Raw genomic sequence first — 23294 nt, forward strand, 5'->3', positions numbered from 1 at the left:
GGATCTGCCCGTTGCAGCCGATAATGGATACCTCTCTGTGGCTGGCGCACAAGCGGCGCGCGCTTGCCCATCCGGTCGACGGTGCGGACTTTCTCATGCGCCGCACGGCCGAGGACCTTGCCGACCGGCTGGGCGCCGTCGAGCGCAGGTTCGGCAAGGCGGCTGTGCTGTTTTGCCAGACGCCGGCGGCGGCCGAAACGCTCGCCGAAAGCAGCAAGGTCGCCGACATTGTCCGCGTCGAGGCGGACACGGCCTTCCTGAGCGGTGGCGGCGCCGGCTTGATCGCACCGCTCGAAACCGTGCCGTTCGAACCCGAAAGCCTCGATCTGGCGGTGTCGCTTCTGTCGCTGCAGGCCATGAACGACATCCCCGGCATGCTGATCCAGATCCGCCGTGCGTTGCGGCCGGATGGGCTTTTCCTCGGCGCCTTTGCCGGCGCCGGTACGCTTTTCGAATTGCGCGAAAGCCTGCTTTCGGCCGAGACCGAGCTTTACGGCGGCGCCAGCCCGCGTGTCGCCCCGTTCACCGACGTGCGCGATGCCGGTGCGCTGCTGCAGCGCGCCGGTCTCGCTCTGCCGGTCGCCGACGTCGAGACGGTGACCGTGCGCTATGCCAGCCTGTTCAACCTGATGGCGGATCTGCGGGCCATGGGCGAAACCAATGCGCTCACCGATCGCAGCCGGCGGCCGGGCTCGCGCAAGCTGTTTGCCCGCGCGGCGGAAATCTACGCCGAGCGGTTTTCCGACCCCGATGGCCGTGTCAGGGCAAGTTTCTCGATTGTCTGGATGTCCGGCTGGGCGCCCGACGCATCGCAGCAAAAACCGCTGAAGCCAGGGTCGGCCAAGGTCTCGCTGAAAACAATCCTGGAGGCGCCCGACGGGCAATGATCCTGCCCGCAGGCGCGGAAAAGTTGGATCAGGGAGTGGGTGCGAAAGCGTTCGCAAGCTTGCTGTTGTTGTCGCTGAACAGCCAGACGATCCCGTCACGGACCTCACCGATACCGCCGATGATGGCCAGCGACAGCACGGCGATGATCACGCCATATTCGACGGCCGTGGCGCCGGTCTCGTCGTTCAAAAAACCCAGCAGGACTGCTTTCATGGCCTCAACCCCTCTGTCCGGGACCCTACAGCCGACCTGTTAAGAAAGGTTAACGGCAAAGGCTTAACAGGCGATGAAACCGCCGCCTTTCCGAAATCTCTTAACCATGTCAGCAGTCGCCGCTGCTCCTGCCATTGGACCTGATGATGCAGACCGAGCTCGGCTGCGGCTGCAGCACGCTGCGGCGCAGCGTGTAGGTTTCGCGATGGCCGATCGAGCCTGTCGCCGCCATGTCAAGCCCGCCGAAACCATCACGGGCCGACAGCGAGCGTGTCTGGCTGTCGAGGAAAGGGGTTACAATCAGCGCCAGCGCCACCGCGGCCGAACCGAACAGCAGCGTGATGCGCAATATGCCCATGCCCGCATCGGCGGCGCGAAAGCCGCGCTCGGGCCGGATCGAATCCCAATCCCTGTCTAGGCTCATGCTATCGCTCCCCGGCAAATCGACGGCTCGGCCGCGAACGGCCATGCCTCAATTTTTCACGACGAGATAAATCTTCCATTAACGCTGGCTGATACACGCCTCGGCCAGGAACCGACCGAACGCGAGCCTCAGAGAAGATCGATGAGGAACGGGATCAGCGGCGCATCGGCCGGCGGCATCGGATAGTCGCGCATCTGCTTCGGCCGCACCCATTTCAGCGTCTGCCCTTCCCTGGGCTGGGCTATGCCGCGAAAGCGGCGGCAGACGAACAGCGGCATCAGCAGGTGGAAATCGTCGTAGGAATGACTGGCGAAAGTAAGCGGCGCCAGGCACGGGATGTCGGTTTCGATGCCGATTTCCTCATGCAGTTCGCGAATGATGCATTGTTCGGGCGTCTCGCCGGGCTCGACCTTGCCGCCGGGAAATTCCCACAACCCGGCAAGTTGCTTGCCCTGAGGCCGCTGCGCCAGAAGCACCCGGCCGTCGGCATCGACCAGCGCGCAGGCGGCGACCAGGAGCAGGCGTTTGCCGGCGGTCACGACATCATTCATGACCCGGGGGCCGGCGATAGTGGTAGCGATAGACTTCCTCGAAGCCGAGCGAATGGTAGAGCGCCAGCGCCGGCACATTGTTGGCCTCGACCTGCAGCCAGGCTTCCCGCGCGCCCCGCAGTCGCGCCCATTTGAGCGCCGACAGGATCAGGTTGCGGCCATGGCCCCTGTTGCGTGCCGACTTGTCGGTGGCGACCTCGAACAGGCCGGCGAGATCGCCGTCATGCACGCAGATAAGCGTCGCCAGCGCCTCGGCTCCATCTTCGAGCGCGAACAGCCCGGCTTCGGGCTGGATGGCGCCGATGATCTCCGACAGGCCGGGCCGCAGCGAAACATCCGAACCGCTGACCTTGAGCGACGCGCCGATGAAGCGGCTGATGTCCTTGAGCGGAATCTGGTCCATGGCGGCGTCGAGCTGCGCGCCGGCCAGCGGCAGCCGCATGACCAGCGACTCGTCGAACCGGCTCCAGCCCTCGCGGTCGAGATGGCTGGCGAGATCTGGGCCCGACAGCGGCGACATGCGGAACGTCAGCGGCCTTCCATAGGCATCGAAACGGCGGCTGGCCCGGCCGATACGGTCGGCAATGTGCTGGGTATCGCCTGGATCGAGCGGATTGACCGAGTTCAGCCGCTTGGCCGGATGGCCGGCGGTCAGCCGCACCACCCAGGTGCCGTCATAATGGATGGCGGCTGCCGGCCAGGCGCGAAAGCCGGCCGCCTCGTAGCGGCGCACGATCGCGAGCATGCTTGCCGGATGCCTGGAACCCAAAACCATCAGCTCCGATAATCGCCATTGATGGCGACATATTCCTTGGTGAGATCGCAAGTCCACACCGTCGCCTTGCCGCGGCCGATGCCGATATCGGCGCGGATACGGATGTCGTCGCGCTTCATATAGGCCGACGTCGCCTGCTCGGAATAGCCAGGATCGCGCTCGCCTTCATGCGCCAGCCTGTTGTCGCCGAACCAGATCGACAGCCGGTCGCGATCGGCGGGCTCGCCGGCCTTGCCGACGGCCATGACGACGCGGCCCCAATTGGCATCCTCGCCGGCGACCGCCGTCTTGACCAGCGGCGAATTGGCGATCGACAGCGCGATGCGCTTGGCCGAGCGCGCCGATTTGGCGCCGGTGACGGTGACTTCGACCTGCTTGCGGGCGCCCTCGCCGTCGCGCACCACTTGCAGCGCCAGCGATTTCAACACCTTGCCGAGTGCCCGGCGGAACGCGCCGAGACGGGCATCCTTGGGGTCGGTTATCTCTGGCGCGCCACGCTTGGCAGCCTTGCCGGTGGCGAAGATCAGCAGCGTATCGCTGGTCGAGGTGTCGCTGTCGACGGTGACCGCGTTGAAGGTCTTGGCCGTGCCGCGCGACAACAGGTCCTGCAGAACAGGGGCGGCGATCGGCGCGTCGGTGGCGATGAAGGAGAGCATCGTTGCCATGTCGGGCGCGATCATGCCGGCGCCCTTGGAGATGCCGTTGATGGTGACGTCGGTATCGCCGAGCTTGACGGTCGCGGTCGCCAGTTTCGGATAGGTATCCGTGGTCATGATCGCCTTTGCCGCTTCGGTCCACAGCTCAGGCTTGCCGTTGCTGACCAGTCCCGCGAGCAGATGGCTGAATTTGCTGGTATCGAGCGGCTCGCCGATGACGCCGGTCGAGGCCAGGAAAACCTCCGCTGCCGTGCAGCCGGCCGCCTTCGCGGCCGCCTCGCCGGTCAGCGCGGTCGACTCGCGGCCTCTCTTGCCGGTGAAGGCGTTGGCGTTGCCGGAATTGACGACCAGCACCCGGGCCTTGCCCGCGCCGAGATTCTGCCGGCAGAAGTCGACCGGCGCCGAAGGGCATTTCGATTTCGTGAACACGCCGGCGATCGCGGTGCCTTCATCGAAGACCATGGTCAAAAGATCGGTGCGGTTTTTGTACTTTATCCCTGCCTCGGCGGTGGCGATGCGCACCCCTTCGATTTCCGGCATTTTGGGGTATTTCTTCGGCGCGAGCGGCGAAATCGTCGTGGACATGGAGGCCTCGGGCGGGAAAAATCGCAGGGGAAGGCCGGTTTGCCCGATAGACCGCGCGGGCGCAAGGCGTTTTCGTCGCTCTTGCCCGGGAGCTCGAACCCGCTCGTGGTTAGGCCTGCATTTCAAATCCGATGGCGTCGCCGGGGCCGATGGCGTTATGATCTGCCCCATGGGCAGGCTTGCGATCCTTGCATGGGCATTTCTGGGACTTTTGCTGCTGAGCGCGGATGCGCAGCCGCAACGGCGGGTAGCGCTTGTCATCGGCAACGGCACTTACGCCGAAGCCGGCACGCTGGCCAATCCTGTGAACGACGCCCTCGACATCGCCGACAAGCTGCGCTCGATCGGCTTCGAGGTCATCGAGGGCAATGATCTCGGCAAGCGTGAACTCGAACGCAGCATCGGCGCGTTTTCCGATGCGCTCCAGGGCGCCGGCGTCGGGCTTTTCTATTATGCCGGCCACGGCCTGCAGGTCGACGGGCGCAACTACATCGTGCCGGTCGACGCCAGGCTGGACGTACCGGTCAAGCTGCAGCTCGAGGCCGTGCCGATCGACGAAGTCCTCGACATCATGGAACAGCAGACCAAGGTCAGCCTGGTGTTTCTCGATGCCTGCCGCAACAATCCATTTGCCCGCAGTCTCAGCCGCACCGCCACCACGCGCTCGGCGAAGGCGCTGGCCGGGCTGGCGCAATTCGATTCGACGCGCGGCTCGTTCATCGCCTTCTCGACGGCACCTGGCGCTGTCGCCATGGACGGCAGCGGACGCAACTCGCCCTTCGCCGCCGCCCTGCTGCGCCACATCGCCGAGCCCGGCCAGAGCATCAACGACATGATGATCGCGGTGCGCCGCGACGTGGTTTCGCAAACCCGCGAAACCCAGCGCCCCTGGGAGCAGGGATCGCTGCTCGAACGCTTCGAATTCGTCTCGGACGGACAACCCGCAGAGCCACAAAGGCCGGCCGCGGCGCCGGCGCCTTCGACGGAAGTCGCCGCACTTGAACGCTCTGTCGGCGACGACAAGGGATCGATCGAGAAATTCCTGCGCCAGGACTATCTGACGCCGGACACCAGGGCGATGAGCGAGACCGTCAAACGGCTCTACGGCCCATCCGCCATCATCTTCGGAACCCGCTACGACGCCGACGCCATCGTCAAGGTCAAGGCCGACTGGTTCGCGCAGTGGGCCTCCTGGTCGCTAAGCATGGAGGCCGGCAGCCTGGAAGTCGCTCCGCAGGGCGAAGATCGCGCCGAGGCAGTCTTTGCGATGCGCTACGACTATCTTCCAAAGGACACGTCGGCGGCACGCCTGACCGGCAAGGCGCGCGTCACGCTTGGGCTGGTCAAGGCCGGCGGCGGCTGGCGTATCGAATCCGAGACATCGCAGGCGATGCAGTAGGCGTGATCCCACGGCCAGCCGGGCAATTTAAGCCGGCAGCGTCTCATAGCGATAGGAATTTTTTCTTGACTCGGTGAGGGCAGCTATGCTACATTTTTGCCCATGGTGCTGATTTGCGCCAGTGACCCGCCGCCCGGCGGGTTTTTGCCTTTGGAGCTTCGCCAACCGACACGCCGGTAGACTTCCAGAGAATAAACTTAACCCCTGCCGCTACCATCCGTTCCTGAAGCTTGAAAACGCGCCGTTTCGTTTGAGCGTCGGGTCGCCTATATTGCCGGCGATAGTGTTGGCGAGGAGACAGAGATGGCCGAGGACGCCGATCCGGCGCGCAGATCGATCGGTGCGCGGCGCAACCCCGACAGCGCCGATGCCATTCTCGAAGCCGCCGAGGCCGTGCTGGTCGAAGCCGGTTATGCCGGTTTTTCCATCGAAGCGGTGGCGCGGCGGGCCCGCGCCGGCAAACCCACCATCTATCGCTGGTGGCCGAGCAAGGCGGCGTTGCTGCTCGAAGTCTACCAGCGCCAGAAGCGCGTCGATGTTCCCGATACCGGGCGGCTGGAGGAGGATCTCGTCGGCTTCCTGAAAAACCTGTTCACCCACTGGCGCGAGACATCGTCGGGAAGCGTGTTCCGGTCGCTGATCGCCGAGGCCCAGTCCGACGAGACCGCTGCCGCAGCCCTTGCCGACTACTCGCTGGGCCGACGGTCCCATACCGGCCAGATCATCGAACGCGCCAAGGCAAGGGGCGAAATCCCGGCCGAAATCGATTCAGCTGTTGTCGCAGACCTCATCGCCTCCTTCGCCTGGAGACATCTGTTGACCAACCGGCTCGACGAGGACGAAGCGACCATCGGCAAGGCGGTCAACTACGTGATGCGAGGCATAGCGGCGCCCGCCCCGTAAAGATGGCAATGAGAAAGGGCGCGGCAACCCCTGGCTGCCGCGCCCTTTTTCAAGGAGCTATCAGTCTTACTTGGCGCTTTCCAGCGTATCGACCGTCTTCTTCAGGTTCGCGTCGGGGATCTCGATCTTGGCGCCGGCGCGCAGCGACTTGACCAGTGCGAAATACTTGTCGCGGATGACCGCCTGCTTGGCCTGGTCCTTGACGTCCTCGAAGGCCGGCGGCTGCTTGGTGCGCTTGTCCTCGAGCTTGATGACATGCCAGCCGAACTGCGTTTGCACCGGCTGCTCGGTGTATTTGCCGACCTCAAGCGCGGAGGCCGCCTTGTCGAACTCCGGCACCATCTGGCCAGGTCCGAACCAGCCGAGATCGCCGCCGCTGGTCTTGCCCGAGGGATCGCTGGTGTGCTCGTTGGCGAGCTTCTGGAAGTCGGCGCCGCCGTCGAGCTGCTTGATGATCGCCTCGGCCTCCTCCTTCGTCTTCACGAGGATGTGACGGGCATGCAGCTCGTTGGTGGGCGGCGTGTTGGCGATTTCCTGGTCGTAACGGGCGCGGACCTCGGCGTCGGTGACCTTGTCGACGACGCCCTTCTCGACCATCTCGCCATGCAGCGCGCGCTGCTGCAGGAAAGCCATGCGGCGCTGGAAGTCGGGATCCTTGTCGAGCCCTGTGGTGACCGCCTCGGCGGCCATGACGCGGATCTCGATGGCAGCCGAAAGGGCGGCGGCACGGCGCTGCTCGGGCGGCAATTGCGCGAACTGCTGCGACAATTCCCCTTCGGCAAGCACCAGATCTGCTTCGGTCAGGGGCTGGCCGTTGACCGTGGCGATAACCTTATTCGGATCGACCGGTGCCGCGGCCGGCGCTGCTGCATCCGCCGGAGCGGGAGCGGTTTGCTGCGCCATCACAGGCGAGAGCGAAAGGGCCGACAGGCCGACGGCCAAGCCAAGGCTGGCGAGCGACGCGCGGCGGAACAACAGGGACATAGGGCGACTCCGGTGGGGATTGTTAAGAGGGGTGCTTCCAGATCGGCCAGATTGTGGCGGAATTTGGCGCAGCCAGGAGGGCCGGCGCGGCGTTGACATCAGTTGAGCCCCCTCTTATCTGTCCAACGACTTTGCGTCCAGAACCGTTTTCCGGGCGCTTTTTGTGTTTGCCAGTGTTCACTAATGTGTTTGCCAGTGTTCACGTGGAATTGATGGGGCCGGCCGGCGCTCATCTCAAGATTGAGAATTCTATCGAAAGGACCATTGGATGGTCAGTCTCGGCGGTCTCGCCCGTAAGGTTTTCGGTTCCTCCAATGACCGTCGGGTCAAATCGACCCGGCCTCGTGTCGAGGCGATCAACGCCATGGAAAACGAGATGCGGGCGCTTTCCGACGAGGAGTTGGTCGGCCGCACCGCGAAATTCCGCCAGGACATCGCCAATGGCGCCACGCTCGACGACCTGTTGATCCCGGCCTTCGCTACCGCCCGCGAGGCAGCGCGCCGCGTGCTCGGCATGCGCCCCTTCGATGTCCAGCTGATCGGCGGCATGGTGCTGCACAATGGCGGCATTGCCGAGATGCGCACCGGCGAGGGCAAGACCCTGGTCGCGACGCTGCCGGTCTACCTCAATGCGCTCGCCGGCAAGGGCGTCCACGTCGTCACCGTCAACGATTACCTGGCCACCCGCGACTCCGAATGGATGGGCCGCGTCTACAAGTTCCTCGGCCTCTCGGTTGGGGTCATCGTCCACGGCCTTTCCGACGAGGAGCGCAGCGCCGCCTACGCCGCCGATGTCACCTACGCCACCAACAACGAGCTTGGCTTCGACTATCTGCGCGACAACATGAAATACGAGCGCGCCCAGATGGTGCAGCGCGGTCACAATTACGCGATCGTCGACGAAGTCGATTCCATCCTGGTCGACGAGGCGCGCACGCCGCTGATCATTTCCGGTCCGCTCGAGGACCGTTCGGAAATGTACAACACCATCGACACCTTCATCATCCAGCTGCAGCCGCAGGATTATGAGATCGACGAGAAACAGAAGACCTCGATCTTCACCGAGGAAGGCACCGAGAAGCTCGAGAACCTTTTGCGCGACGCCGGCCTGCTCAAGGGCGAGTCGCTCTACGACGTCGAGAACGTCGCCATCGTCCACCACGTCAACAATGCGCTGAAGGCGCACCGGCTGTTCCAGAAGGACAAGGACTATATCGTCCGCAATGGCGAGATCGTCATCATCGACGAGTTCACCGGCCGCATGATGCCGGGCCGCCGCTATTCGGAAGGCCTGCACCAGGCGCTCGAAGCCAAGGAGCATGTGGCGATCCAGCCGGAGAACCAGACGCTGGCCTCCGTCACCTTCCAGAACTATTTCCGCCTCTACAAGAAGCTCTCCGGCATGACCGGCACGGCGCTGACCGAGGCTGAGGAATTCGGCAACATCTACGGCCTGGAAGTCACCGAGATCCCGACCAATCTGCCGGTCGTGCGCATCGACGAGGACGACGAGGTCTACCGGACTGTCGAGGAGAAATACAAGGCGATCGTCAGGGAGATCCGCGAAGCCAGCGCCAAGGGCCAGCCGACGCTGGTCGGCACCACTTCCATCGAAAAGTCCGAGCAACTGGCCGAGCGCCTGCGCAAGGAAGGTTTTACCGATTTCGAAGTGCTGAACGCCCGTCATCACGAGCGCGAGGCGGCGATCGTCGCCCAGGCCGGCAAGCCAGGCGCTATCACCATCGCCACCAACATGGCCGGCCGCGGCACCGACATCAAGCTCGGCGGCAATGCCGAGATGCGCATTGAAGACGAACTCGGCGACATGCCGGCCGGACCCGAGCGCGAAGCGCGGGAAAAGGAAATTATTGCCGACATCGAGCGGCTGAAGGAAAAGGCGCTGGCCGCCGGCGGCCTCTACGTACTGGCCACCGAACGCCACGAATCGCGCCGCATCGACAACCAGTTGCGCGGCCGTTCCGGCCGTCAGGGCGACCCCGGCCGCTCGAAATTCTTCCTGTCGCTGCAGGACGATCTGATGCGCATCTTCGGCTCCGAGCGCATGGACGGCATGCTGCAGAAGCTCGGCCTCAAGGAAGACGAGGCGATCATCCATCCGTGGATCAACAAGGCGCTGGAGAAGGCGCAGAAGAAGGTCGAGGCGCGCAACTTCGACATCCGCAAGAACCTTCTGAAATATGACGACGTCTCCAACGACCAGCGCAAGGTGGTGTTCGAGCAGCGCATCGAGCTGATGGACGGCGAGGGCCTCTCCGAAACGATCGCCGAGATGCGCGAAGGCGTCATCGACGAGATCGTCGCCAAGGCCATTCCCGAAAACGCCTATGCCGAGCAGTGGAACGTTGCCGGGCTGAAGGCCGAGATCGCCGAGTTCCTGAACCTCGACCTGCCGGTCGAGGACTGGGCCAAGGAAGAGGGCATCGCCGAGGACGACATCCGCGAGCGCATCGGGCAGGCCGCCGAAGCCGCCGCCAAGGAGCGCGCCGAGCGCTTCGGTCCCGAGGTGATGAACTATGTCGAGCGTTCGGTGGTGTTGCAGACGCTCGACCATCTGTGGCGCGAGCACATCGTCAATCTCGACCATCTGCGTTCGGTCGTCGGCTTCCGCGGCTACGCCCAGCGCGATCCGCTGCAGGAATACAAGGGCGAGGCGTTCGAGCTGTTCCAGGCCATGCTGGGCAATCTGCGCCAGGCCGTCACCGCGCAGCTGATGCGCGTCGAACTGGTCCGCCAGGCCGCCGACGCACCGCCGCCCGAGGCCCCCGACATGTTCGGCACCCATATCGACGGCACCACCGGCGAGAACGACTTCGAAGGCGGCGAGACGGCGCTTCTGGTCCGCCCGGAGACAACCGCCATCGTCGCTCCCGAAGATCGCGACCCCAACAACCCTGCCACCTGGGGCAAGGTCGGCCGCAACGAAGCCTGCCCCTGCGGCTCGGGGAAGAAGTACAAGCATTGCCATGGGGCGTTCGCGTAAGGAAGGCGCCTCTTCCCTTCTCCCCGTTCACGGGGAGAAGGTGCCCGAAGGGCGGATGAGGGGCGGCGGCGGCGTTCGCGATTAGCCAATCTCCCCACCCGTGGGGGAGATGGCCGGCAGGCCAGAGGGGGGCGCTTAGCGCCGGCTAAGCCGCCTTCAGCCGAACCATTTCAGCCTCGAACTCGAACTTCAACTGCGCGGCTTCTTCCTCCGGCAGCCAAAGCACCATCTGGGGCACGATTTTGCGATAGAGCCGGGTGCTGTCCTGATCCCAAGGCAACGTTTCCGCACTGCGTGCCTCGGCGATAAGCCTGTGCAATCGCGCGCGTACCCTGTCCGGATCGCCATGATAATAAACGGTCGGCGCATCTTCGTCGAAGAGCTCCGACTGTTCTTCGGCGCCAAAAAGGTCGAGTTGGTTTCTTGCCATGTCCACGGACGCACGGATTCGATCTGACTCGAATTATGCCTCGTCTTGTTTAGTGCAGCGACCACCCGTGAGCGCTTATCCCCATTCCTCACCATGAACAGCGCGACAGGTAAAACCCGCGTCGCAATCCCCCCAGAATGCACAGGCATTCATCTTGCGGGAGAAGTGGCGACTCCACAACCAGAAGGATTCCTGCTTACCTGCCACCTATGGGGAGCATCATCTTAAAACGACTTGCGAGTTTTGTCGTCGCGGCTGGCGGATGGATGCTCCTTGGCGTTCGGACTGCCCTTGATTTGGTTGGCTGGTCAACTGCTCCGGATGACGTTGGCGTGGCGATGACCAGGTTAGATCAAATCCTTGCTTGGATTATCGGCCTGCCGTGGGGCGTACCATGGGGCTTCGCACTTATCTCGACCATGTGGTTGATGTGGGTTTCGTGGCCGCGTGCAGCCCCGACCGCAGGAACAGAGAAAGGGAATGGCAATCAACCGGCTACGGAGCCAACGTCACGCCATTATAACGAAGACGGGTCTTATCCAAACTATTTCTTTGATCACGCCGCCCATGAGAGCCTCACGAACTTCGCCGTCGAAAAGGTTATCCCTGCGGGATATGCGCAAGAACTGTTGCAGCGGACCATCATCGAAAAACTAACGGACAATGCCATTCTACAAGACTACGCCGCGCGTGGTCTGCTGTATCAATATTCTTATGAACGAAACCAGTTTCGCGACGGATTTTCCGAACTGTCTGGCCGCCTAGCTGGAAGCCCGATGGAGTATGTCCCATTTCAAGAGCTGGTGGATTGCGTCGACCAGATCGAAAAAGGTTATAAGGCATTTTGTCGCCAGACGGTTGAGTTGGCGGGATCTTCAGAGAAAAATTTGCTGGAAGATCAGTCAGTTCGTGAAGCGTGGGAAGAGTGGCGCGAGGCGCACAACACGCTCGTTAGTGAATATGACCAAGTCAAACGTGAATCGAAATACGGTAAGCTGTATAGGCCGCAAAAGCCCAGCCGGTGGGGCGGTCCGATCAGTCTGTTGCCGAAAGGGGAACCGTTGCCGTTCCTATTGCCGCCAGACATTGCAGAAGAAAAGCAGCGGTAACCCCCCCACGGCTGATGTTGCTGGGCGCACCTTGACGTTCGTCCGTCATCGCGAAGCCGAAGGCGTCGAAATCGCCCGCGCTCGCATGCTGGCCGGTTCCAAGCTGTTCGCGGACGAAGCGAACCATTGGGACGCCTTGGAAGCCGATTACGCTTCGACCCGTATCAACCACTCGGAAAGCTACAGCGACGGTCACGGCAAGCATACCAACTGGTGGAAAGCTATTTCAGCCGCCTTCGCCGGATGGTCGCCGGTCAGCACTACCACGTTTCGCACTGATACCTCTACCAGTACGCCAACCACGCCGCATGATTGGAAGATCACCGTCGCCGGTCAAATGGCGGCAATGCCTTCGCCCTCCTTGGCGGCGCGCTCAATCATTCTGTTAGCCGCATATGGGCTGGGTACTGGCAAAGAGCGGAATAGTATTGCAGAAGGGGCGATTGTTGAGATTCTGTTGAATGTGCCCGCGTGAATAGCAAAATTGGCCGGCATCCACGTCTACCTTGGCAGGCAGATGACCCGCAGCTCATCCTTTCGCACTGTCGATGGGGTGAGTTGAAGGGGACCTATAAGAAATCCGCAAAGGAAGCGGCTAGGGGAACAGAGATATACGAGCGCGCCAAGAAGCATTTTGACGAAAGCGCCGCTGCTGATTTGATCGACCAATGCGTTCGTCAGACTGTGGTTGAGCAGATCGTTGATCTTGTTCTCGCCACGAAAAAACCAGTTCGGATAGTGATTCCTCACCCGGAATATGACCCTCACGATATGGACGAAGGAGGAAATTCCCTTCGCCCGACAAATGCGCTTCCATTTGCCTACGCCGCGTATCTCGCCCAAGAAATGGACTGCCCAATCGATGACCAGATCATCGAAACGGCGCGTCCGGGCCGCACGAAATTGAAGCGGTTCCCACGGTTTTTGTGGCAGCCGGCCTTTACGGGAGAGGTGCGACAAGATTGCGCCTATGTCTTAGCCGACGACAATTGTACTCTTGGCGGCACGTTGGCGACGCTTCGAACCTACATCCTTTCCAAGGGTGGAACAATCGCAGCAGTTACGGCTTTATCAACCAATGACGGCCTAAACTGTCGTTTTCCCATTGCTGGGAATACGGTTGATGTGCTTAAGTCGACTTATTCTGTGGACATTTCGTCCCTCTGGATAGAGGAAATTGGCCATGACATTCGGTGTCTTACAGAGAGTGAAGGAACATTTTTGGCCGACTGGCCAAAAAGAAACCCAAGCTCCGATGGGGCCAGCCCATTTCAACGACTCAGAAGTCGCCTCGCTGCGGCAGCAGCTAAAGGCGAATAGCGATTCTGCGCTTAAAATCCGCGCTGGGCGTGGCCACAAGGTCAACCCGCGCATTGTAGCCGCGCGTAAAGCGGGCGCTAACGTCTAAACTCATCCCGCCCGCAAGCGCGTAGCTTGCGCTGCCTTCCGCCGACGCCACCCTTTGGCCGTCTTGATGTTGTTCATGAGCGGCTTCACGAGCGCGGCATCCCATCCGTTTGCCTTTACGATGCGTGTTGCGGTTTCGCGGCTTGATGCGCTCCCTTCCGCCTCGTGCTTCAAGATCAGCCGGTAAAGCTCGCCTTTGCGAAATCGGCTTGGGGTACGCCGTAGCGGCATGATCTCGAAGGGGCTCGCCCCTGTAGCCAAGGATCAACAGCACCGCGTCAACGTGCGGTAGCTGGTGAGCCAGGTTCGCCCCATTGTACAGGATCGCCCCGGATATCTCCGACCGCTTCGCCACCAGCGTATTGATGGCGTGTTCGTATCGGGTCGAACGGACGATGGGGGGCAACTCTCGGCATGCCCCGGACTTTATGGGAACCCACCCTTTAGGTCGTGTAGGAAGCTGGTGCTTTTGCTACATAATACCGCGAAGTCCACTGGACCTTTTTGATCCGCCCGAAGGCGGACCGGGTCTTCACCGTTCGCCACTCGAAAAGCCAAATCGTTTGCTTTTCGTCCGCTGCGCACCCGCCCCCCCCCACCCAACCGTTTCTTAATGTGTCTCCGCTACACCCAACCCTGAAAAGAAGCGGAAAACGGAGAGAAATCGGGGTGCGCTTTTCCGCGGCCACGACTGCCGGGCGGTTCTTGCCGCAGCGTTGGGCGCTGCGCATGGGGCCGTTGCTTGGCCGCATCGATGCCGTGCTGTTCACCGCCGACGAGCGCGGCGAGGCGAGCCGCATGTCGGTCATCGCCTTCTCGGTCCGCATCGTCAGCGCCGTCATCGCCTTCGTCAGCCAGGTGCTGATGGCACGCTGGATGGGCTCGTTCGAATATGGCATCTTCGTCCTCGTCTGGGTGACGATGGTCATCGTCGGCAACCTCGCCTGCCTGGGCTTCCACACCTCCGTCATCCGCTACATTCCCGAATATCGCGAGCGCGGCTTGATGGATGAGCTGCGCGGCATCGTACTGGCCAGCCGTCTGTTCGTGCTGATCGCCTCCACGCTGATTGCCGGGCTCGGTGCGCTCGGCGTCTGGCTGGCGGCACCCTGGATCGAGAACTACTATGTGATCCCGTTCATCCTCGGCGTCATCTGCCTGCCGATGATCGCCATGTCCGACCTTTTGTCGGGCCTGGCACGCGCCAACAGCTGGGCGCTGTTTGCCCTGTCGCCGACCTATCTCGTGCGACCGGTGCTGATCCTGCTGTTCATGGCCCTGATGCTGCTGGCGGGCTACGCCCCTGACGCAAAGACCGCCATCTTCGCCTCGATCGCCGCCACCTACGCCACCACGCTTGGTCAGCTCATCGGTGTCACCCAGCGCATGGAAAAGAAGATCCCGGCCGGGCCGATGAAGGTGCATTTCGCGCAATGGTTCATCGTCTCGCTGCCGATTTTCCTGGTCGAAAGCTTCTTCTTCCTGCTGACCAATGCCGACGTGCTGATGGTCGGCGCCTACATGGATCCCAACGACGTCGCCGTCTATTTCGCCACCGTGAAGACGCTGGCGCTGGTGCATTTCGTCTATTTCGCCGTCAAGGCCGGCGTTGCCCAGCGCTACGCCCAGTTCACCCATGGCGACCCGCAAAGGCTTGCCGCCTTTGCCCGCGAGACGGTGTCGTGGACGTTCTGGCCATCGCTCTTAATGGCGCTGCTGGTGCTGGCGCTCGGCGAGCCGATGCTGGTGCTGTTCGGCCCTGAATTCACATCAGGCTATCCGCTGCTGTTTCTGCTCGTCTTCGGCGTCGTGGCGCGGGCCGCCGTCGGCCCCTGCGAAAGCCTGCTGACGATGAGCGGCAACCAGAACATCTGCGCCGCCGTCTATGCCATGACGCTGGCCTTCAACATCGCCCTCAATGTGGTGCTCATCCCGATGTTCGGCCTGTGGGGCGCGGCAATGGCCACCGCCTTTGCCATGATCTTCGAAGCCGGCGCGCTCTCCTTCACGGTGTGGCGCAAGCTCGGCATCGTCATGCTTATCTTCGTGCCTGCGAAAGGAGCCGCGTGATGGCTGCCATCCCGTTGCTTGAGGAAACCAGCGGCGGCACCGCCGGCGCCATGGTGTCGGGGCTTGCCGGGCTGACCCGCGATGCCGACCCCGCCCATATCGAGATCCTCGCCAACAACCGGCCCGAGCGCAAGCTCGCCATCTACCCGGCATCGGCCGGTTTCGACCTGGTCGAGGAGCTGGACTATCTCTGCGCCCGCACGGTCGAGTCCAACGTGTTCTTCAACCCGCGCTTCCTAGCGCCCGCCATGCCGCGGCTGGAGGATCGCGAGGTGCGGCTGGCGGTCATCCGCGACGGCGACGAATACCGCAACCGGCTGCGCCTTCTGGTGCCGTTCTCGGTTGAGCGGCCGGTGGTGCCGCTCGGCGTGCCGGTCATGCGCACATGGTCGAGCCCGTTCGGTCCGCTCGGCACGCCGCTGGTCGACCGCGACGACCCGGTCGGCGTCGTCGAGGACTTCTTCGCGATGCTGTCGCGCCCGCATCTCAAGCTGCCGAAAGTGTTCGTCCTGCCCGACATCCGGCTCGATGGCCCGGTGGCGAGCCTGCTCGCCACCGTGGCCGAGGCGCGCGGCCTGACGCTGGTCACCACCGGCCAGAGCCAGCGCCCGGCGCTGGAGAGCGAGCTCGATGGAGACGATTATCTGAAGGCCTCGCTGCGCTCGCACCATTATCGCGAGTTCCGCCGCCTGAAGCGGCGCCTTGGCGACCTTGGCAAGCTTGAGCATGTCGTGGCGCGCGGCCCCGAAGACATCCGCCATGCCATCGAAGGCTTCCTGTCGCTGGAAGCGGCCGGCTGGAAAGGCCGCGAACGCACCGCCATGGCGATCGACCGCTTCCGCGCCGCCTTCGCCCGCGAAGCCGTGCACCGGCTGGCCGAACAGGACATGTGCCGCATCCACTCGCTGACGCTCGACGGCCGCACCATCGCCTGCCTGATCGTCTTCGTCGAAGCCGGCATCGCCTACACCTGGAAGACGGCCTATGACGAGACGCTGGCCAGCTATTCGCCCGGCACGCTGCTCATGATCGAGGTGACCAGGCAGCATCTCGACGATCCCAACATCATGATGACCGATTCCTGCGCGGTGCCCGACCATCCGGTGATGAGCCGGCTATGGGCCGAGCGCAAGCCGATGGGCACCCTGGTGATCGGCCTGGCGCCTGACGCCGACCGCCTCACCCGCCAGGCCGCCTCGCAACTGCACCTCTACCGCGAAACCCGCAACATGGCCCGCCTGCTGCGCAACCGCATGAAGAGCTTGCTGGGGCGGCGGTAAGAAAAGGCAGGGTGCGGTTCTGGAGAATGGCACATCTTCGCTGCAATATTTGACGGGTGGGTGACCGGGAATTTACTTCGGTTGCCAGCAGGCAACGCGAATATTGATCTCTGCTTATAAAAAAACGAGATTTCTCGCAGAAATTTCCAGTGAAAGCCGATAAGACCTACTCGCATTCTTGTTCTTAATTCACGATAATCTAGTGATTCGGTCGCGATGAGAGAGAAATGTCGCTGAATCATGAGGCCAACGGCGCCCGGCACATCAGTGCGGAGGACAGCGCCGTTGTCCGAAGGGCCGACGAAGACTTCGAAGAACTGATTCGAAGCATTCGAGCCGCAACGCATCAAGCTTTGCCTCTCTTCGAAGAGGAGCCTGTGACCGGATTGGCCCAGTCAGACACGCTGGCCGCCTCCCTCGGCTCGACTTCGGCCCGGACGGGCTCGAGCCAGGCCCGCGCCATGCGCGGCTCCTCGCTCTTGTCCAACGATAGGCTGGATCCACGTGCCGATGACGACTTGGCGTGGTCGTTGGTTGACCACGATGCCGACGCTCCCGATACCGACAAATGGGAATTGCAGGAAGAGGTGGCGAAGCTGCAGCGCTTGCAGGATCGCACCTCGAAAGAGCTTGGGCGAAAATCGCGCGAGCTATCGATCGCGAGCAAGACAATCGCCGACCTGGAGGTCCAACTCAACAAGGCACGGCAGACCATTGCGCAAGCGGACAGGCATGCCGGCCAGCGGGCAACGCGGTTCCTCGAAGCGAATGTCGAGGTTGAGCGTCTGGGCCGGAACCTGGCGCGCGTGTCGGGGCAACTTCGCGACGAGATCATCGCCAGGCAAGCCGCCGAGCAGGCGCGTGAGGACGTTGCATCGCGGCTCGCCAGCTTGCAACAGGCCGCCATGCTGCTTCGTTCCAAAGTCGCGGATTACCAGCTCCACAACGAAAGACTGACCGGCAAACTGTCTGCGCAGATGCTGGTGCAGCAGGACCTGCAGGTGCGGCTGTCCACGGTCGAGCATCAGCGCGGCGTTCTCGGCGATTGCGCCGCCACCGCGCAGGTACGGGCCGTCGAACTTGAAAAGAGGTTGCGCTCGCTCCAGCGCAGCGCCGCCGATCAAAGCGTGGTCCGCGCAACGCCGAGCGTGGGACAGCCCGCCGAGGACGTGGCCGAGCATCGGCGCCAAACCTCGGAAACCGAGATTGCGACGTTGCGCCAGGAGCGCGACGCGGCGCGCCGAGACTATGGCGCGGTGAAGGTTCAACTCGCCGATCTCCGCTTGCGCGACATGACCGACGAGCTCGGGCATGCCCGTTGCCGCGATGAGAACCGCCAGCTTCACCACAGGCTGGAAACGCTGACACGCCAGGATCCGCCCAACGGACCGGCAGCGGATGACAATGCCGATCTCGAACGGACATTCGACGAATTGCTGGCGGCTGGCGAGCTTGGCGCGGCCAATGACGGCGATCCCACCGCGACGCGCAAGGCGTCTTGATCGCGTTGGGGATTTGCCACCCAAAGCTCGAAGAGTGAAGGGTGGTGCCCCTAGCCGGAATCGAACCAGCACTCCTTGCGGAACTCGATTTTGAGTCGAGCGCGTCTACCAATTCCGCCATAGGGGCTCAGGCCGGGCGGCCTGGATGGCGCGGGACTATACGGTTGGAGGGCTGTTCGTCAACTGGCCAATTCTCCGGCGCTCTCAAGATGCGACCAAACTGCGCCTTTCGATTTCGTGACGGGGCTGCCATTGTGCAGCGCGGAAAATCTTTCTAGACAGGCGGCGCATCAAAGCGCGGCACGTCTGCGGGGACGGATGGCGTGCTCTGGGTCTTTGTTCTGTGCATGCCGTTACACCCCAACCTGCCTGCGCAATTGAACGACACGCATTAGGAGTGCCGATGCTTCGCGGACTTTACGACTGGACCTTGTCGCTGGCGGCCCGCAAATCCGCCGAATGGTGGCTGGCCTTCATCGCTTTCGTCGAGAGCTCGGTGTTCCTGGTGCCGGCCGACGTGCTCTATCTGCCGATGGCGCTGTCGCGGCCGGATCGCGCCTACCGCTATGCGCTGATCGCCACCGTCGCCTCGGTGCTGGGCGGCATCGCCGGCTGGTTCATCGGCCACTACGCCTATGACGCGGTGGCGCGGCCGATCCTCGAATTCTACGGCAAGTACGACGAGTTCGAAGCGCTGCGCGCGGGGGCAGGCGTCGGCTTCATCGTCCTGATGCTGATCACATCGGGCGCTGCCCACCTGCCGCCGATCAAGGTGGTGACGATCCTGTCCGGCGTCATCGGCGTCAATTTGCTGTTGTTCGTGGTGCTGGCGATCGTGGCCCGCGGTGGCCGTTTCCTGCTGCTCGCCTGGCTGCTGCGCCATTATGGCGAACCGATCCGCGAATTCATCGAGAAGCGCCTCGGCCTCATCGCCGGCGCCGGCGCGGCTGCCCTGATTTTGCTCTATATCCTGGTCAAATACGCGTTCTGAACAGAACCATTGCGAGCCGGACGGACCGATTGAAATGACAGCGACCATGAATGCCGACACCGGACGCCAGCGCACGCTAACCGCCTTGTTCCTCGCCGTCGCCATGGCCGCCACCGTCGGCTCGGCGCTCGGCTTCCAGTATCTCGGCGGCTACATCCCCTGCCACCTCTGCCTCGAACAGCGCACGCCCTACTATATCGGCGTGCCGCTGATGGTGCTGGCGGTGATTGCGTCGATGCTGCACGCACCGGCATGGCTAACGCGCGGCCTGCTGGCCGTCGGCGGCATCCTGATGCTCTACGGCCTCTATCTCGGCGTCTACCACTCCGGCGTCGAATGGCAGTGGTGGGCCGGCCCGACCGATTGTACCGCAGGCGCCGGGCCGGTCGACACCGGCGGCAAGGGCGTGCTCGACGCGCTCGACAAATTCGTGCCGCCGTCCTGTGACAAGGCCGCCTTACGCATCCTCGGCCTGTCGCTGGCCGGCTGGAACGCCATCGCCAGCCTGATCCTCGCCGCCGTAGCCTTCCGCGGCGCCCTCACCCGCGACTGATTTGGCGCGATGGCGCCGACGCGAGATCGTTCAAAGAATTCGGCAGGCTGAGTCGTATGGAGTGATTCTCGAGAACCGAAGCGGAGCGGACATTTGGTCCGTGAGCATCGGAAGCGCAGACAATCGCTCCAGACGGCCAGCCTCCCGAATTCTCGAACGATCTCAGGGCTCCAGTTCGACATCCCAGTACAGATAATCCATCCAGCTCTCATGCAGATGGTTGGGCGGGAACAGGCGGCCGTTGTTGTGCAGATCGTGCACCGTCGGCTGGAAAGGCTTCTGCAGCGGCCACATCTTGGCATGCGCCGGCATCATGCCGCCCTTCCTGAGGTTGCAGGGCGAACAGGCGGCAACGACATTCTCCCATGTCGTCGCGCCGCCACGGTGGCGGGGAATGACGTGATCGAAGGTCAAGTCCTCCGGCGTGCCGCAATACTGGCACTGGAAACGGTCGCGCAGGAAGACGTTGAAGCGGGTGAAGGCCGGGTGCCTGGAGGGCTTCACATAGGCCTTCAGGCTGACCACGCTCGGCAGCTTCATCGAGAAGGTCGGCGAGGAGACGGCGTGCTCGTATTCGGCGACGATGTTCACCCGGTCGAGGAACACCGCTTTGATGGCATCCTGCCACGACCAGAGCGACAAGGGATAATAGCTGAGCGGACGGTAATCCGCATTCAGCACCAGTGCTGGAAGCCCATCCGGAGATACGGCAACCGTCACGTGTTCACCTCCTTGGTTCTAGACCCGAACGGCGCGGATACTGTAAGCCCGACATGACAGGGATGTGAAGCGGATTGTCGCGTGGCCTAAGCGCCAAAAATGCGTGATTTTTATGATTTTTTGCGGATTCAGGCCGGCGGCGCGGCGTCCCGCCCTCTGGTTTCACGATAATAGGACCAGAAAAGCCGCGATGCGACACCTCGCCACGGGCTCCATGATTCGGCCAGTGCGATCAGGGTTTTCTCCGGCGGACGCGGCTCGATGCCGAGCGCGTGGCCGACCGCGCTCTGCAGCGCGACGTCGCGCGCGGGGAAGATGTCGGGATGCCCGGCGGCGAATAAGAGATACACTTCCGCCGTCCACGGGCCGATGCCGGACACCGCCGTCATCGTCGTGATCGCCTCCTGGGCATCGAGCGAACAGAGGTGATGCAGGTCGAGGCCGTCGGCCACCGCCTGGGCAATTGCGATCAGGCCGCGCTGCTTGGGCCGCGACAGACCGGCCTCGCGAAACATGTCCTCACCGGCGGCAAGGATCGCCTGCGGCGTCAGCGGATCGACGAGTTTGGTCAGCCGGCCGAAGATCGCATCGGCACTGGCGCGGGACACTTGCTGCGAGACGACGATCGACGCCAGGCTTCGAAACCCCGGCTCGGACAGCCGCAGCGGCACCTCGCCGGCCATGCCGCGCACCTTTTCCAGGCGCGGGTCGATCACGCAAAGCGCATCGAGCCCCCGGGCAATGTCGTCTGATGTCACGATACGGCGCATGCTTTCTTGTTCCTCGACCGTCGACAGGGTAGCAATTGGCGAAGCGCCGCAAAACATGATTGCCGCCTGAGAGATGACACTCCTGACATTCCGCTTCGCCCCCAGCCCCAACGGCGACCTGCATCTCGGCCACGCCTATTCGGCGCTGCTCAACCAGAAACTGGCGGCACAAGCAGGCGGCCGCCTGCTGCTGCGCATCGAGGATATCGACACGACGCGTTGCACGCCGCAATTCGAGGCAGGCGTGCTTGCCGATCTGAAATGGCTTGGGCTCGGCTGGGAAGAGCCGGTGCGCCGCCAGTCCGAGCATTTCGCCGAATACCAGGCGGTGCTCGAGCGGTTGATCGCGGACGAACTCGTCTATCCCGCCTTCATGAGCCGTGGCGAAATCCGCGCCTTCATCACCGACAGTGAAAAGCGCGGGCGCGACTGGCCGCGCGATCCCGACGGCGTGCCGCTCTATCCCGCCGCCGACAAGGCGCTGCCGGTCAAGGAACGCAAGCGGCGGATCGCCGAGAATGCGCCCTTCGCCTGGCGGCTGGATGTCGATGCCGCCATGGCGCGTGTCGGCAAACACCTTTCATGGACCGAGTTCGTCGATGAGACGCTTTCCGCGACGCGCTCCGTCGAAGCCCGCCCGCGGGACTGGGGCGACGTGATCTTGGCGCGCCGAGACATTCCGACCAGTTACCACCTCGCCGTCGTCATGGACGATGCGCTGCAAGACGTCAGCCACGTCGTGCGCGGCCAGGATCTGTTTTCCGCCACTGGCGTGCAGCGCCTGCTGCAGCAACTCCTCGGACTGCCGCAACCGGCCTATTTCCATCATCGTCTCATCCTGGGACCCGACGGACGAAAGCTGTCCAAAAGCCTCGGCGACACCAGCCTTGCCGCCTTGCGCCATGCGGGCGCATCACCTGACGGCATCCGGCGGATAGTCGGGCTTTGAGCCGGCGAGGTCAGACAAACCACCTGCCAAATGCGCCGCCCGTTGAATTCCGGTGATGCATGGATCAACGGTTTCGTTTTGCGCGCCGGGTTGAAGCGCAGTAGAGCAGCGCCACGGTCAACTCCCTCCAGCGCGGCGGTCTCCGGAACATGCACAGCATCAAGCGGTTCATCCCCGCCACCTTCGTCGTCCTGTGGGCGACCGGCTTTATCGGCGCGCGCTACGCCATGCCGTGGGCGGAACCGTTCACCTTCCTCGCCGCGCGTTTCGTCATCGCCGCCATCCTGCTGGCCGTCCTGATGCTTGTGCTGGGCTCGAAAAGAGCCACCCGCGAGGAGGCGCTGCATGCCACCGGCGCCGGCATCCTGATGCATGGCGTCTATCTCGGCGCCGTCTTCTGGGCCATCCACAGGGGCATGCCGGCCGGATTTTCGGCCCTCATCGTCGGCCTGCAGCCGCTGATCACGGCGGTGCTTGCCGGTAAGTTTCTCGGCGAGGCGATCCTGCCGCGCCACTGGCTTGGCCTTGGTATCGGCCTCATCGGCATCGTCATCGTGCTGTGGCCGAAGCTCGGCGCGCTGGGCGGCGGCGTAACAGTTGCGACATTGACCGCCTCGCTGGTCTCGGTACTCGGCATGAGCGCCGGCACCATCTGGCAGAAGCGCTTCGCCTCCGGCGGCGACCTGGTCGCGGCGACCATGTGGCAATATGTCGGCGGCGGTTCGCTGATGCTCCTCGCCTCGCTCGCTTTCGAAACCCACACGATCATCATCAATGGCGAGCTGATCTTCGCCATGGCCTGGCTGGTGCTGGTGCTGTCGCTGGGCGCCATCTTCCTGCTGATGGTGATGATCCGCGACGGCGAGATGTCGAAAGTTGCCTCGCTGTTCTACCTGGTGCCCGCGGTGACGGCGATCATCGCCTGGGCCCTGTTCGACGAACAGCTCAATGCGCTGCAGATCGCCGGCATGGCGATCACGACCTTCGGCGTTGGCCTGGCAACGGCTCGGCAGGCCAAGGGAGTTGGGGAATTGAAGAACTGAAGAATTGAGGAATTGAGGAATTGAGGAATTGAGGAATTGAGGAATTGAGGAATTGAGGAATTGAGGAATTGAGGAATTGAGGAAGATGGGG

22 protein-coding genes, 1 tRNA gene and 1 pseudogene are annotated in these 23294 nt (G+C 62.9%); 13 read left to right on the forward strand and 11 right to left on the reverse strand.

The window, feature by feature from the left end; all coding sequences use genetic code 11:
• Positions 1-11 precede the first annotated feature (11 nt).
• The gene (locus tag NKH97_RS20575; protein ID WP_352585065.1) at positions 12-887 is read left to right on the forward strand and encodes a class I SAM-dependent methyltransferase; all 876 of its coding nucleotides are present in this window, start codon (positions 12-14) and stop codon (positions 885-887) included.
• Between the two features lie 28 nt (positions 888-915).
• Here the strand turns inward: NKH97_RS20575 and NKH97_RS20580 are convergent, their stop codons facing one another.
• From NKH97_RS20580 to argJ, 5 genes are all read right to left on the reverse strand, one after another.
• Positions 916-1101 carry a Flp family type IVb pilin gene (locus tag NKH97_RS20580; RefSeq protein ID WP_352441702.1) on the reverse strand — a complete coding sequence of 62 codons (186 nt, stop codon included), beginning with the start codon at positions 1099-1101 and terminating at the stop codon, positions 916-918.
• 109 nt (positions 1102-1210) lie between these two features.
• On the reverse strand, positions 1211-1525 hold the full coding sequence (locus tag NKH97_RS20585; RefSeq protein ID WP_352585067.1) for a hypothetical protein: 315 nt from the start codon (positions 1523-1525) through the stop codon (positions 1211-1213).
• 128 nt (positions 1526-1653) lie between these two features.
• A complete protein-coding gene (locus NKH97_RS20590) occupies positions 1654-2076 on the reverse strand; it encodes a (deoxy)nucleoside triphosphate pyrophosphohydrolase (protein ID WP_023811151.1) in 423 nt (140 codons plus the stop codon).
• Positions 2069-2821 carry a GNAT family N-acetyltransferase gene (locus tag NKH97_RS20595; protein WP_352613267.1) on the reverse strand — a complete coding sequence of 251 codons (753 nt, stop codon included), beginning with the start codon at positions 2819-2821 and terminating at the stop codon, positions 2069-2071. Before NKH97_RS20595 ends, NKH97_RS20590 begins: the two co-directional genes overlap by 8 nt.
• A gap of 29 nt (positions 2822-2850) precedes the next feature.
• Positions 2851-4092: a bifunctional glutamate N-acetyltransferase/amino-acid acetyltransferase ArgJ gene (gene argJ, locus NKH97_RS20600; RefSeq protein WP_352613265.1), complete on the reverse strand. Its 1242-nt coding sequence runs from the start codon at positions 4090-4092 to the stop codon at positions 2851-2853.
• 169 nt (positions 4093-4261) lie between these two features.
• Here argJ and NKH97_RS20605 point away from each other — a divergent pair, with 169 nt between their 5' ends.
• Both NKH97_RS20605 and NKH97_RS20610 read left to right on the forward strand, forming a co-directional pair.
• The gene (locus tag NKH97_RS20605) at positions 4262-5491 is read left to right on the forward strand and encodes a caspase family protein (RefSeq protein ID WP_023811148.1); all 1230 of its coding nucleotides are present in this window, start codon (positions 4262-4264) and stop codon (positions 5489-5491) included.
• A 303-nt stretch (positions 5492-5794) separates the two neighbouring features.
• A complete protein-coding gene (locus NKH97_RS20610; RefSeq protein ID WP_352441706.1) occupies positions 5795-6394 on the forward strand; it encodes a TetR/AcrR family transcriptional regulator in 600 nt (199 codons plus the stop codon).
• A gap of 66 nt (positions 6395-6460) precedes the next feature.
• Here the strand turns inward: NKH97_RS20610 and NKH97_RS20615 are convergent, their stop codons facing one another.
• The gene (locus NKH97_RS20615; RefSeq protein WP_352798659.1) at positions 6461-7378 is read right to left on the reverse strand and encodes a peptidylprolyl isomerase; all 918 of its coding nucleotides are present in this window, start codon (positions 7376-7378) and stop codon (positions 6461-6463) included.
• A gap of 268 nt (positions 7379-7646) precedes the next feature.
• On the opposite strand from NKH97_RS20615, the gene secA reads away from it, so the two are divergent.
• Positions 7647-10379, forward strand: coding sequence for a preprotein translocase subunit SecA (gene secA, locus NKH97_RS20620; protein ID WP_352798661.1), 2733 nt, complete (start codon positions 7647-7649; stop codon positions 10377-10379).
• Positions 10380-10524: 145 nt separating this feature from the next.
• On the opposite strand, the gene NKH97_RS20625 is transcribed toward secA, so the two are convergent.
• Positions 10525-10809 (reverse strand): hypothetical protein, encoded by a 285-nt coding sequence (locus NKH97_RS20625; protein ID WP_352798663.1) that lies wholly within the window; start codon positions 10807-10809, stop codon positions 10525-10527.
• Between the two features lie 1035 nt (positions 10810-11844).
• On the reverse strand, positions 11845-11967 hold the full coding sequence (locus NKH97_RS33330) for a DUF6471 domain-containing protein (RefSeq protein WP_502897085.1): 123 nt from the start codon (positions 11965-11967) through the stop codon (positions 11845-11847).
• Between NKH97_RS33330 and NKH97_RS20635 the strand changes: the two are divergent.
• The 5 genes and pseudogenes from NKH97_RS20635 to NKH97_RS20655 form a co-directional block, all read left to right on the forward strand.
• Positions 11941-12344, forward strand: a pseudogene (locus tag NKH97_RS20635) (transposase); the annotation flags it as partial. The gene NKH97_RS33330 and the pseudogene NKH97_RS20635 sit on opposite strands and share 27 nt — an antisense overlap.
• A gap of 45 nt (positions 12345-12389) precedes the next feature.
• Positions 12390-13238, forward strand: a complete 849-nt coding sequence (locus tag NKH97_RS20640) for a hypothetical protein (protein WP_352798667.1) — start codon at positions 12390-12392, stop codon at positions 13236-13238.
• A gap of 756 nt (positions 13239-13994) precedes the next feature.
• On the forward strand, positions 13995-15395 hold the full coding sequence (locus NKH97_RS20645) for a lipopolysaccharide biosynthesis protein (RefSeq protein ID WP_352798669.1): 1401 nt from the start codon (positions 13995-13997) through the stop codon (positions 15393-15395).
• A complete protein-coding gene (locus NKH97_RS20650; protein WP_023811141.1) occupies positions 15395-16675 on the forward strand; it encodes a GNAT family N-acetyltransferase in 1281 nt (426 codons plus the stop codon). The genes NKH97_RS20645 and NKH97_RS20650 overlap by 1 nt, the downstream gene beginning before the upstream one ends.
• 386 nt (positions 16676-17061) lie before the next feature.
• Positions 17062-18177, forward strand: coding sequence for a coiled-coil domain-containing protein (locus tag NKH97_RS20655; protein ID WP_352798672.1), 1116 nt, complete (start codon positions 17062-17064; stop codon positions 18175-18177).
• A 42-nt stretch (positions 18178-18219) separates the two neighbouring features.
• Here NKH97_RS20655 and NKH97_RS20660 read toward each other — a convergent pair.
• A tRNA-Leu gene (locus tag NKH97_RS20660) sits at positions 18220-18304 on the reverse strand.
• Positions 18305-18580: 276 nt separating this feature from the next.
• On the opposite strand from NKH97_RS20660, the gene NKH97_RS20665 reads away from it, so the two are divergent.
• On the forward strand, positions 18581-19168 hold the full coding sequence (locus NKH97_RS20665) for a YqaA family protein (RefSeq protein ID WP_023811139.1): 588 nt from the start codon (positions 18581-18583) through the stop codon (positions 19166-19168).
• A 34-nt stretch (positions 19169-19202) separates the two neighbouring features.
• Complete coding sequence (locus NKH97_RS20670; protein WP_063173147.1) at positions 19203-19721, forward strand: disulfide bond formation protein B; 519 nt, start codon at positions 19203-19205, stop codon at positions 19719-19721.
• 162 nt (positions 19722-19883) lie between these two features.
• On the opposite strand, the gene NKH97_RS20675 is transcribed toward NKH97_RS20670, so the two are convergent.
• On the reverse strand, positions 19884-20441 hold the full coding sequence (locus NKH97_RS20675; protein WP_006328497.1) for an HNH endonuclease: 558 nt from the start codon (positions 20439-20441) through the stop codon (positions 19884-19886).
• A 128-nt stretch (positions 20442-20569) separates the two neighbouring features.
• Positions 20570-21211: a DNA-3-methyladenine glycosylase family protein gene (locus tag NKH97_RS20680; RefSeq protein ID WP_023811137.1), complete on the reverse strand. Its 642-nt coding sequence runs from the start codon at positions 21209-21211 to the stop codon at positions 20570-20572.
• A gap of 73 nt (positions 21212-21284) precedes the next feature.
• Between NKH97_RS20680 and gluQRS the strand changes: the two genes are divergently transcribed.
• Positions 21285-22160, forward strand: a complete 876-nt coding sequence (gluQRS, locus tag NKH97_RS20685) for a tRNA glutamyl-Q(34) synthetase GluQRS (RefSeq protein WP_352798675.1) — start codon at positions 21285-21287, stop codon at positions 22158-22160.
• A gap of 149 nt (positions 22161-22309) precedes the next feature.
• Complete coding sequence (locus NKH97_RS20690; protein WP_352798677.1) at positions 22310-23203, forward strand: DMT family transporter; 894 nt, start codon at positions 22310-22312, stop codon at positions 23201-23203.
• Positions 23204-23294 lie beyond the last annotated feature (91 nt).

The organism is Mesorhizobium sp. M0870 (genome assembly GCF_040319775.1).
Taxonomy (GTDB): domain Bacteria; phylum Pseudomonadota; class Alphaproteobacteria; order Rhizobiales; family Rhizobiaceae; genus Mesorhizobium.